The organism is Streptomyces sp. NPDC015242, from assembly GCF_043079125.1.
GTDB lineage: Bacteria > Actinomycetota > Actinomycetes > Streptomycetales > Streptomycetaceae > Streptomyces.
Genome location: NZ_JBIBUF010000003.1, coordinates 641,385 through 653,423 on the forward strand (window position 1 = coordinate 641,385; position 12,039 = coordinate 653,423).

Consider the following 12,039-nt stretch of genomic DNA (forward strand, 5'->3'; position numbering starts at 1 on the left):
GGGCGGCCGCGGCGGGCAGGTGCCGCCCGGGGCTCAGGGGGACTGCGGTGCCGAGTTCCTCGTGTCCTGGGGAGGGGTGTCCGTGTCGTCGCCCGAGGAGGTCAGCCAGGCCCCGACGCCGACCGCCGCCACCAGGGCCACCGCGCCCGCGCCCAGGGCCACCCTGCGGCGGCGGGCGACCGCGCGGTTGCGGGCCGAGCCGGGGCGCGGGGCGCCGGGGGCGCGGGGGGCCCGGGCCGTGCCGTGGGCGCCGCCGGCCAGCTCGTCGGGGGCCGGGACGCGCATCGAGGTGTGGGTGTCGCGATTGGAGTCGGCCGGTTTCGCGCCCGGCACCAGGGGGACCGCGCCCCGGCGGCGGACCCGCTCCCCGGCCGGCGCCGGACCGGCGGGCTGCTCCTCGCGGCCGGCCTCCTCGCCCTGCTCGGTGTCCGGCTCGTCCACCTCCAGCGGCGGCATGCCCGCCAGCATCGGCAGCAGCTCGCGCAGGCGCGCCCCCAGCTCGGAGGCGCGCAGCCGGGAGGCCGGGGCCTTGGCCAGGCACTGCACGAGCAGCTGCCACAGCTCGTCGGGGATGCCGGGCAGCGGGACGACCGTCTCGGTGACGTGCCGGCGCAGGACGGCGCCCGGGTGGCCGCCGCCGAACGGGGTGAAGCCCGCGAGCAGCTCGTAGAGGACGGTGGCGAGGGCGTAGATGTCGACCGACGCGCGCGGGGGCAGGCCCTCGACGATCTCCGGGGCGAGGTAGTCAGGCGTGCCGATGATCTTCGTGGCCTTGGTGCGGCGCGGGGTGTCGATCAGCTTGGCGACGCCGAAGTCGGTCAGCAGCGCCCGGTGGGAGCCGCCGGGCCCGAGCGGGCCCTGCATGTCCAGCAGGACGTTCTCCGGCTTGACGTCCCGGTGCACGACCCCGGCGGCGTGGGCGGCCGCGAGGCCGTCGGCGATGTCGGCCGCGATCGCGACGGCCGCCTCGGGCGCCAGGCGCCGGTCCCGGTCCAGGCGGGTGCGCAGGTCCGTGCCGCGGACCAGGTCCATGACGAGGGCCAGGTCGTTGCCGTCGACGACCAGGTCGCGCACCGACACCACGTGCGGGTGCTCGAGACCGAGCAGGGCCGTGCGCTCCTGGACGAAGCGCCCGACGAGTTCCTGGTCGGACGCGAGGTCCTCGCGCAGCAGCTTGATGGCGACGGGGCCCTCGGGGCCCTCCCCCAGCCACACCGTGCCGGCGCTGCCCCGCCCCAGGATCTGGTGGGCGGTGTACCGGCTGCCGATCTTCCGTGCCAAGGCTGCTCCTACCGACGCGTGTTGTCGCCAAAACTACGCGTCCGAGGAGCCAACCTTCACCGCGAGGGCGGAAATCACCCGCCGGGTGTCGACAAATCACCGCACTCGCGGGGCGGTTCGGGTCAGTTCGTGCCCGAACCGCTGCTTCCGCCGAGCTTCTCGATCCAGCCGGTCACCGTGGAGAACCAGTCGGTGAGCTGGTCCCAGTAGCCCTTGGTGGTGCCGATCCAGTCCTGGAGCGGGCTCAGCTCCCAGATCAGCCAGCCCGCGACGAACAGGATGACGATCGAGAACAGGCAGCCCTTCAGGCAGCCCAGGCCGGGGATGCGCATCGGGTTGGCACTGCGCTGCCGCGGCGGCCGGGGCTCACGCTGGGGCCGCTGCTGCGGCTGCTGGGGCTGGGCCGGGGGCGGCGGCGGGCTGTAGCGCTGCGGCGGCTGGGGCCGCTGGGGCTGCGGGGCGTACTGCTGCGGTTGCTGCTGTTGCTGTTGCTGTTGCTGCGGGTAGCCGTAGCCGGGGCCCGGCGGGGGCGCCTGGCGGCGCGGGGGCTGCTGCTGCGGCCGGGCGACCTGCCGCTGGGGGCGGCGGCGCAGCGGGTCCTCGTTCGGGTCGAGGTACTGGACCTGCGTCTGCTCGTTGCGGTCGCGGGCCGCGCGCAGCTGGTTCTGCCAGGGGTGCGGGTCCTCGGGGCCGCCCTGCTGGTTCTGCTGCCCGGGGTGGCCGGGCGCGCCCGGCGGGACCGGCGGCATGACGGCGGTCGGGTCGGCCGCGCCCCGGTGGGGCAGGACGGCGGTGGGGTCGGCGGCGCCGGCCGGGCCGCCGGTGTGGGGCAGGACGCTGGTCGCGGCGTTCGGGTCGTAGGCGCCCGCGCCGTGCGGCAGGACCTGGGTCGGGTCGGCCGCGCCGGGCGTGTCGGGCACCGGCGCGGGAGCCGGGTCGGGTGCCAGGAGCGCGCCGACGCCCTCGGCCGCGGCGATCTGCGCCGAGTTCGCGTGGACGCCGATGCCCTCGGCGACGACGCGCAGGCCGCGGGCGAGGTTCACGGCGCTGGGCCGCTCGTCGGGGTTCTTGCGCAGGCAGCGCTCGATGACCGTCCACAGCGGGTCGGGGACCGTGGAGGGACGGCGCGGCTCGGCGCTCAGGTGCTGGTGCAGCACCTCCAGGGCGGAGCTGCCGGCGAACGGCGGACGGCCGGTGACCAGCTCGTACAGCAGAATGCCGGCGCCGTAGATGTCCACGGCGGAGGTCTGCGGGCGGCCCTCGGCGGACTCGGGCGCCACGTACGCGGGCGTGCCGACGAACTCCTGGGTACGGGTCAGACCCGGGGAGTCGGCGAGGCGCGCGATGCCGAAGTCGGTCAGCAGCGGGTGCATCTGCCCGTCGTACTGCTTCAGCAGCACGTTGGCCGGCTTCAGGTCGCGGTGGACGACGCCGTCGGCGTGGCTGGCGGCGAGCGCGTCCGCGATCTGGGCGGTGAGCAGCGCCGCCGCGACGGGTGTGAAGGGGCCGTTCTCGCGCAGGTAGCGGTGCAGGTCGGGGCCCTCGACGAGGTCCATGACCAGCGCCAGCAACTCACCCTCGACGACCAGGTCGCGGACCCGGACGATGTTGGGGTGGGTGAGCCGGAGCAGGACGGACCGCTCGCGCAGGAACCGCATGACGATGTCCGGGTCGCCGGCCAGCTCCTCCTTGAGGACCTTGATGGCGACGGTCTCGCCGGGCTGCCCCGGCACGGCCGCCTCGGCGCCCGCGGTCTCGCGCTGGCGGGCTCGCCAGACGGTGCCCGTGGCGCCGCGTCCGAGCGGCTCCTCGAGCAGGTACTTGCTGCCTACCGGCCGCACGTCATGCGCTCCCTGGTGCTTGCCTTGCCTGCTGGCCTGTCCGACCCACTCTAGTGCCGGGTCACCGAGGACCGGAGTGTCGTCTTTCTGTGCGTCTTACGTATCCGCTCCCACACCCGTTCGAAGGAAAGACGCTCACCTCGGTCTCGTGGTTGCCGGGAACGGACGTGACCGATCTCAAGACGACGCCTGTGGGTCATCTCTCAGGCACTTTTGCGGGCAGAGCCGACCAATCAAGATCACCTTTTCCGGAGCGAGGGGCGCGGTGTCAGTGGCAGGTGCGAGGATGCCTGCAGTACTGGCCGACGTGCAGGGGCGGGGCGGGGGACTCCGCGCCCGGGCAGAAGGGACCGCTGACGGCGATGCAGATCCGGCTGACCGTCGTAGATCCGCTGGGCGCATCGGCTCCGGGGCGGGACCGCGCCCCACGCAGCGACGTCCTGGTCACGGCACCGGCCGGCACGGCGCTCGCGGCGGTGGCCTCGGCGCTCGCCCAGGTGGTCTCCGGCGGGGACGGTTCGGGCACGCCGGTGCTGTACGCCGGGGAGCAGCGGCTGGACGCCCAGCGGTGCACGCTCGGCGAGCCGCCGCTGACCGACGGTGCCGTGCTGTCCGTGGGCGCGCCCGGGGAGCCGGAGCCGCATCCGGAGTGGGACGACGCCCCGGCCCAGCTGCAGGTGGTCGCGGGCCCCGACGCCGGCGGTGTCCATCTGCTGCACGGCGGGGAGATCCGCATCGGCCGCTCCGCCGACGCCGACGTGCCCCTCGACGACCCCGACGTCTCCCGGCTGCACTGCGCGGTGACGGTCGGGGCGGACGGCCGCGTCTCGGTCGCCGACCTGGACTCCACGAACGGCACGACGCTCGACCGGGCCCGGGTGGGCGGCCGGGCGGTCCGTTTCGCACCCGGGGCGCTGCTGCGGATCGGCGAGTCGGCCCTGCGGCTGGCTCCCGCCGGGGGGCCGGGGGGCCGGGTCGAGACGACGCCGGACGGGGAGGGGCACGTGCGGGTCCCCGGGCCCGCCGAGGATGACGCGGCTCCTTCCGCGGACGGGCCCGCCGGGCACGGGGCGACCTCCCCCGCGCGCGCGGCGAGCCCGGATCCGGCCGGGCCGTCCGGTCCCACGTGGCACACCTACGGCACGGCGGCCTGGGGCGTGCCGGGCACGTCGGGGCAGGGTCCGGATGACTCCGCGCGGCCTGGACAGGGTCCGGGTGGATCTGCGCGGGCGGGACAAGGCCCGGGTGACGGCGTACGGCCGGGGCAGGGTCCCGGTGACGCCGTGGTGCCCGGGCAGGGCGGGGCGCCGCGGATCGAGGGTGAGGGCCGGACGGCCGCGGAGGGACCACGGCCGGGGAGCGCCGGGAGCGTTCACGCCTCACCCGCGCTTCTCCCGCCGGAGGGCAGTCTCCGTGCTCCCCGGCAGCGGGGCGGGGCACCGTCGGCGAGCGGCGACATGGACACGCACGCGGGGCGTTCCGGGGCCTTGGGCCCTCGTCCCGGGGCCGCGGACGGTGCCGGGCACGGGAGGGCCGGATCGGCGTTCGAGGCCGGGCACCCGGGCGCCGCGCCCATCCACGGAACCGAGTATTCCGGCCCCCGGGAGGCCTACGCGACCGGGACCGGGCAGCCCGGCGCTGGAGCCGCGGACGGCACGGGGCGGCCGCGTGCCGGAGCCCACGACGACACCGGGCGGCCGCGTGCCGGAGCCCACGACGACACCGGGCGGCCGCGTGCCGGAGCCCACGACGACACCGGGCGGCCGCGTGCCGGAGCCCCGGACGGTTCCGGTCACGGCGTGGCCCGCACGGGCCCCGGCGGACCGGCCACCCCCTCCGCGACGGGGACCGGAATCCCGGCCCACGCGGGTGAGACCGATGCCCGGCGGAGCCCTCACGGGCCCGCCGCCGACGCCCCGCTCCCCGGTGACGAGCGCCTCGGCCGCGGACGCAAGGGCACTCCCCTGCGCGGCACCGACGTACCGCCCGGCACGCGGCGGCGGGGTGGGCTGGGGGCGTGGGCCCGGCGCCTGGCCGGAGGGCGTGCGGAGCAGCCCGCGCAGCCGCGCGGGACGTACGACGAGGACGAGCCGGCCGTGACGGTGGCGGCGGAGCACCCGGTGTCGGGCCCGGCCGTGCCCGACACCTGGCCGGATCCGGCCACACTGCTGCTGACGGCCCTGGGGCCCGGGCCCCGCCTGTGGGAACGCGGGCCGGGCCACCCCGAGGCGCTCGCCGTGCGGCTCGGCACGGCGGACCGGGCGGCCCCGGACGGCTCGGGCCTGCTGCCCGCCGTACCGGTGACGGCCGGTCTGCGCGAGGTCGGCGCGCTGGGGCTGGCCGGGCCACGCACGCGGCTGTCCGGACTGGCCCGTGCCGTACTGGCCCAGCTCGCCGCGCTGCACTCCCCCGACACGCTGGAGATCGTCCTGATCACGGCGGACCGCTCCCGCCCCTTGGAGGAGCGCACCGCCGAGTGGTCCTGGCTGGGCTGGCTGCCGCACGTCCGCCCGGGGCACGGGCAGGACTGCCGGCTCCTCCTGGCCCACGACCGCGAACAGGCCGCGGCCCGCACGGAGGAGTTGCTGCGCCGCCTGGAGGACCAGCTGACCGAGGAGGGCGCGGGCACACGCGTCACGGGCACGGTTCCCGCGGGCGCACGCCCCAGTGGCACTGCCGGCACCCCTGGCACTCCTGGCACGCCTGGCGTCCCTGGCACCACGGACGCTGCGGGCATCGGCACCTTCGGCACCGCGGGCACCACGGCCCACATCCCCGGCGCCCGGAGTTCCGGTCCCCGTGCCGTCCGGTCCGGCGACCGCCCGGGTGCCCCCGCCTCCCACGCCCGCGTGGGTGACGGCCCGGGGAACCGCGCCCCGGGCGCGGGCGCGCCGCTGCCCGGCGTAGGCGCCGCGGACGACGCGCGGACCGTCGACGGCCCCGGCGTCCCGGCCTCCCGCCCGCACGGGAGTGGCGGCCCTGGTGACCGGGCCTCGGGTGCGGACGGCCCGCAGTCCGGCGCACGGGTTCCCGGCGCCCCCCTCGCTCCCGCCCACGGAAGCGCCGGCTCCGGGGGCCGCCCCTCGGACCCGAGGGCCCCACAGCCCGGGAACGGAGTCCCCGGCCCTCGCCCCGACGGCTCCGGCTCTCCGGCTCCCCACGTCCCCGGCGCCCGCCCGGCTGCGGCGGCGGGCCCTGCGGTCACCGGTTCCGCGGCCACCGGCCCTGCGGCCCTCCGGGGGGAACACCCCCAGGCGCACGCCCGGCCCGTCACCCGGCGGCCCTCCTGGGCCCGGGAGGACACCACCGCCCCCGCCGCAGCGGGCGGCTTCGCGGGGCCGTACACCGTGCTCGTCGTGGACGGCGACCCCGGCGGGGCCGATCTGCGGGACGCCGTGGCGCGGCTGGCCGTGGAGGGGCCGCGGGCCGGGATCCACGTGATCTGCCTGGCCGAGACCGCCGCCGCCTCGCCCGCCTCCCCCGTGACCGAGACCTACGAGGCGGCCTGTTCCGCCGCCCCGACCTTCCGCGAGTGCGGTGCGGTCGCGCTGCTCAGCGGCGACGTGGCGACCGCGCTGCGGCTGATGCGCGTGGCCCGGGGGGACGGTGCCGCGCCGGGTCCCGTCGGGCACGGCACCGTCGCCACCGTCGACGCCGTCTCCCCCGCGTGGGCCGAGCGGTTCGCACGGGCCCTGGCGCCGCTGCGGACGGACGGCCCGGCCGGCGGCCGGCAGCCGCGCGTCTCGGCGCCGCTGCCGCAGGCGGCCCGGCTGCTGGACGAGCTGGGCCTGGCCCGGGCCACCCCGGCCTCGCTGATGGCGCGCTGGGCGGACGCGGCCGACGACACCGACGCGCTGGGCGGCAGGGCGCGCGCGGTGCTCGGCGCCGGTCCGCGCGGCCCGGTCTGCGCGGACCTCGCCGCGCAGGGACCGCACCTGCTGGTCGAGGGCCCGCCGGGCAGCGGCCGTACGGAGCTGCTGCGGGCGGTCGTGGCGTCCCTGGCCGCCGCCGAGCGGCCGGACCGGCTCGGCATCGTGCTGGTCGACGGCCGGGGCGGCCCGGGCGCGGGCGGCGGGCCGGGCGAGGGCCTGCGGGTGTGCACGGACGTCCCGCACGTGTCCACGTATCTCACCGCGCACGACCCGGTGCGGATGCGGGAGTTCGCGCAGTCGCTGAGCGCCGAGCTGAAGCGCCGGGCCGAGCTGCTGGGGCGGAGCGACTTCGCCGAGTGGCACACGGGTCGCGAGCTGTCCGGCCGTATGGTCGCCCAGCGCACGGCGGCGGCCCGGGGTTCCCAGCCGGGTGAGAGCCCCGCGGGCGCCGGGGACCTCGACAGCCCGTCCAGCTCCACCCTGCGGCTGCGGCCCGGCGGGGCGCGGCGGCAGGCGGAGGCGGCGGCGCCCCCGCTGCCCCGGCTCGTCGTGGTCGTCGACGACCTGGACGCCCTGGTCTCCCCGGCCCTCGGCTCGACGGGCCGGCCCGCCGCCGGGTCGGTGATGCGCGCCCTGGAGGCCGTGGCCCGGGAGGGCGAGCGGCTCGGCGTGCACCTGGTGGCGGCCACCGGCCCGTGCCCCCGTACGGCGGAGACGGAGCCGGCCCGCCGGGCCACCCTGCGCGTCACGCTCGACGCCCCGGCGCAGGGTCCCGACGAGCCCGCTCCCGGCCGGGGGAGCCTGGCCTGCGCCGACGGGCGGGTCACGCCGTTCCAGGGCGGGCGGGTCACCGGCCGGATCCCCCGGACGGCGACGCTGCGCCCCACGGTGGTGCCGCTGGAATGGCACCGCATGGGTGACCCTCCGGCCCGGCGTCCGGTGCGGGAGCTCGGAAACGGCCCGACCGACCTGGCACTGTTGGCCAGCGCGCTGGAAAGGGCGGCGCGGGAGGTCGCGGCGGCGCGGGTGCCGTCCCTTCTGTGACGGGGACGGCCGTCTCCGTGACGGGGACGGCCGTCGGCCCCGCCCGGCGTCGCGGGGCCGCGCCCCTGGTCACGAGGGAGTCACGATCCCCCGCTTGACACGCGACGCCATCTTGCCGCCCCCGCACACCCGGGCGTAGACCAGATCGCACGGGAGCGCGCTCGACGTTCGACGAGGAACGAAGAACGGGGCAGTCATGCGCATGACGAGCAGCACCATCCGGAAACGCTGGTCGCCCGAACGGGACAAGGCGACCCCCCACAGCCGCAGAGCCACCAGGGCCGCGGCGGCCGTCGCGGCGGGAGCGCTCGCGCTCTCGCTCGCCGCCTGCGGAGGCGACGACGGCAACGACAGCGGCGGAGACACGGGCACCTCCGGGCAGACCGCCGGCGACGTCACCCTTCCGAAGCTCGACGGGACGAGCCTGGAGATCGCCGCCGTCTGGACCGGAACCGAACAGGCCAACTTCAAGAAGGTCCTCGCGGAGTTCGAGAAGCGCACGGGCGCCAAGGTCACGTTCGTGCCCGCGCAGGACCCGATCATCAACTTCATCGGCTCGAAGGTGGCCGGCGGGCAGCCGCCGGACATCGCGATGCTGCCGCAGCCGGGCGCCATCAAGCAGGCCGTGGACCGCGGCTGGGCCAAGCCGCTCGGCGCCGACGCCCAGAAGGAACTCGGCGAGAACTACTCGCAGGGCTGGCAGGACATCGGCAAGGTCGGCGGCAAGCAGTACGGCGTCTACTACAAGGCCGCCAACAAGTCCCTGATCTGGTACAACAACCAGGTCTTCGAGAACGCCGGGGCGAGCGAGCCCGAGACCTGGCCGGACCTGCTGAACACGGCCCAGACGGTCTACGACTCCGGCGTCACCCCGTTCTCCGTCGGCGGCGCCGAGGGCTGGACGCTGACCGACTGGTTCGAGAACGTCTACCTCTCCCAGGCCGGCCCGGAGAAGTACGACCAGCTGGCCAAGCACGAGATCAAGTGGACGGACCCGTCCGTGAAGGACGCGCTGACCACCCTCGCGCAGGTCTGGGGCAAGCCGGACTACATCGCGGGCGGGGCGAACGGGGCGTTGCAGACCGACTTCCCGGCCTCCGTCACGCAGGTGTTCACCGGCGGGGACCAGCCCAAGGCGGCCATGGTCGCGGCGGGTGACTTCGCGCAGGTCAACATCCCGTCCTCCATGAAGGTCGGCACGGACGCGAAGGTGTTCCCGTTCCCGGCGGTCGGGGACAACGGGCCGGTGGTCTCGGCGGGCGACGCGGCCGTGATCCTGGAGGACTCGAAGGGGGCGCAGGCCCTGGCCACCTGGCTCGCCTCGCCGGACGCGGCGACGATCCAGGCCAAGCTGGGCGGCTACCTCTCGCCGAACAAGAACGTGGAGAACTCCGCGTATCCGAACTCGGTGCAGCAGAAGATCGCCAAGGCGCTCATCGACGCCGGTGACGACTTCCGCTTCGACATGTCCGACCAGGCCCCGCAGGCCTTCGGCGGCACGCCCGGCAAGGGTGAGTGGAAGATCCTCCAGGACTTCCTGAAGAACCCGAAGGACGTGGCGGGCACGCAGGCGAAGCTGGAGGCCGAAGCGGCCGCGGCGTACGGGAACTGACGTCATGACGTCGGCCACGGCGGCAGGGGGCGTCACGCCCCCTGCCGCTCCCAAGTCGCGCAAGAGTGTGACCGGCACGCGCAGGATCGTCGCGGCGCTGTTCCTGCTGCCCGCGATCGTCCTGCTCGGCGCGCTCGTGGTGTACCCGATCGGGTACTCGGTGGTCCGCAGCTTCTACGACCAGTCCGGCGACGGCTTCGCCGGCGTCGACAACTACAAGGCCCTCTTCACCGACGAGGGCATCCGCACCGCCCTGAAGAACAACGTCTTCTGGGTGGTGTTCGCGCCGACGGTCGCGACGGCCCTCGGCCTGATCTTCGCGGTACTGACGGAACGGGTGCGCTGGGGCACGGCGTTCAAGCTGGTCGTCTTCATGCCGATGGCGATCTCGATGCTGGCCGCGGGCATCATCTTCCGCCTGGTGTACGACCAGGACCCGGACAAGGGCGTGGCGAACGCGGTGTGGGTGGGCGTGCACGACACGTTCGCCCAGTCGTCGGCGTTCCCGAAGGCCCACCCGGGCCGGGAGTCGCCGCTGGAGCCGGCCGGCGGGGGCGCGTTCATCACCAAGTCGCCCGTGCGCGCGGGCGAGCCGGTCTCGCTGCCGCTGGTGGGCGTGGCCCCTGACCTGATGCCGGACGACGCGAAACCGGCGGCGGCGCCGAAGCCCGAGCCGGGCAAGGTGACCGGCACCGCCTGGCAGGACTTCACGCGCGGCAAGGGCGTCGGCACGCTGAACAGCGTGGACGCGTCCGAGCTGGGCTATGCCGGGATGCGCGTCGAGGCCGTGAAGGACGGCAGGGTGGTGGCCTCCACCACGGCCGGCGACGACGGCGCCTTCACGCTGCCCGCCTCCGCCGACGGGGCGCAACTGCGGCTGCCCGACAGCAACTTCAAAGAGCCGTACAACGGCCTGGACTGGCTCGGCCCGTCCCTGGTCACCCCGGCCATCATCGGCGCCTACATCTGGATGTGGGCGGGCTTCGCGATGGTGCTGATCGCGGCCGGGCTCGCGGGCGTGCCCCGGGAACTGCTGGAGGCCGCCCGGGTCGACGGCGCGACGGAGTGGCAGGTGTTCAGACGGGTCACGGTGCCGCTGCTGGCGCCGGTCCTCGCGGTCGTCACCGTCACGCTGATGATCAACGTGCTGAAGATCTTCGACCTGGTCTTCATCATCGCCCCCGGCTCCGCCCAGGACGACGCGAACGTGCTCGCCCTGGAGCTGTACCGCAAGGGCTTCTCCGAGGACCAGCCGGGCATCGCCAGCGCCATCTCGGTGTTCCTGCTGCTGCTGGTCATCCCGGTGATGTGGTTCAACGTACGGCGGCTGAGGCGGGAGGTGCGGCGATGACCGCGGACGCGGGCGTACGGCCCGGCAAGCCGGCACGGCCCACCGGCTCGGTGCGGGCCAAGCACTCGCTGGCGTCCCGGCTGGTCGAGGGGGTCAGCGGCGGACTGGTGCGGGTGTTCCTCATCCTGGTCGGCCTGTTCTGGCTGGTGCCGACGATCGGTCTGCTGCTGGCCAGCCTCCGCTCGCCGGAGAACATCGCGGCGAGCGGCTGGTGGAAGGTGTTCACCGAGCCGTCGCAGATCACCTTCGACAGTTACTCCAAGCTGCTGGAGAACGACGACATCACCAGCAGCCTGCTGAACACGGTGTGGATCACCGTCCCGGCGACCCTGCTGGTGGTGATCATCGGCTCGCTGGCCGGGTACGCCTTCGCCTGGATGGAGTTCCCGGGCCGGGACTGGTGGTTCCTGGGCGTGGTCGGGCTGTTGGTGGTGCCCGTGCAGGTGGCGCTGATCCCGATCGCCGAACTGTTCGGCACCATCGGCATCTTCGGCTCGGTGCTCGGCGTGGTGCTCTTCCACGTCGGCTTCGGACTGCCGTTCGCGGTGTTCCTGCTGCGGAACTTCTTCGCGGAGATCCCCCGGGAGCTGCTGGAGGCGGCGCGCCTGGACGGTGCGGGCGAACTGCGGCTGTTCTTCCGCGTCGTGATGCCGCTGGGCGGTCCTGCCATCGCCTCGCTGGGCATCTTCCAGTTCCTGTGGGTGTGGAACGACATGCTGGTCGCGCTGATCTTCTCGGACTCCGGGAGTCAGCCGATCACGGTCGCACTCCAGACGCAGGTACGGCAGTTCGGCAACAACATCGACGTGCTGGCGCCCGGCGCGTTCATCTCGATGGTGGTCCCGCTGGCCGTCTTCTTCGCGTTCCAGCGGCAGTTCGTGTCCGGCGTGATGGCCGGGGCGGTCAAATAGGGCGCCTGATCAGGTCGTTGGAGGGGCGGGCCGGGCGCGGTCCGCCCCTCCGGCGTTCCCCCGGATGCCGTAGCCACCGTAACCAACAGGCCCCACCGGCCGTTCCCGGGCCGAACGCCCGCGCCGA

6 protein-coding genes are annotated in these 12,039 nt (G+C 75.3%); 4 read left to right on the plus strand and 2 right to left on the minus strand.

The window, feature by feature from the left end:
* Window positions 1-33: 33 nt before the first annotated feature.
* Entirely contained in the window at window positions 34-1,281 is a 1,248-nt protein-coding gene (locus ACF07N_RS14420) for a serine/threonine-protein kinase (RefSeq protein ID WP_383335837.1), read from the minus strand.
* Between the two features lie 122 nt (window positions 1,282-1,403).
* Window positions 1,404-3,122: a serine/threonine-protein kinase gene (locus tag ACF07N_RS14425; protein WP_392112293.1), complete on the minus strand. Its 1,719-nt coding sequence runs from the start codon at window positions 3,120-3,122 to the stop codon at window positions 1,404-1,406.
* 362 nt (window positions 3,123-3,484) lie between these two features.
* On the opposite strand from ACF07N_RS14425, the gene ACF07N_RS14430 reads away from it, so the two are divergent.
* The 4 genes from ACF07N_RS14430 (at window position 3,485) to ACF07N_RS14445 (ending at window position 11,912) form a co-directional block, all read left to right on the plus strand.
* Window positions 3,485-8,038 (plus strand): FtsK/SpoIIIE domain-containing protein, encoded by a 4,554-nt coding sequence (locus tag ACF07N_RS14430; RefSeq protein ID WP_392112296.1) that lies wholly within the window; start codon window positions 3,485-3,487, stop codon window positions 8,036-8,038.
* 196 nt (window positions 8,039-8,234) lie between these two features.
* Entirely contained in the window at window positions 8,235-9,650 is a 1,416-nt protein-coding gene (locus ACF07N_RS14435; protein WP_383339380.1) for an ABC transporter substrate-binding protein, read from the plus strand.
* Window positions 9,651-9,654: 4 nt separating this feature from the next.
* Entirely contained in the window at window positions 9,655-11,001 is a 1,347-nt protein-coding gene (locus ACF07N_RS14440) for a carbohydrate ABC transporter permease (protein ID WP_392112299.1), read from the plus strand.
* Window positions 10,998-11,912 carry a carbohydrate ABC transporter permease gene (locus tag ACF07N_RS14445; RefSeq protein WP_392112302.1) on the plus strand — a complete coding sequence of 305 codons (915 nt, stop codon included), beginning with the start codon at window positions 10,998-11,000 and terminating at the stop codon, window positions 11,910-11,912. Before ACF07N_RS14440 ends, ACF07N_RS14445 begins: the two co-directional genes overlap by 4 nt.
* Window positions 11,913-12,039 lie beyond the last annotated feature (127 nt).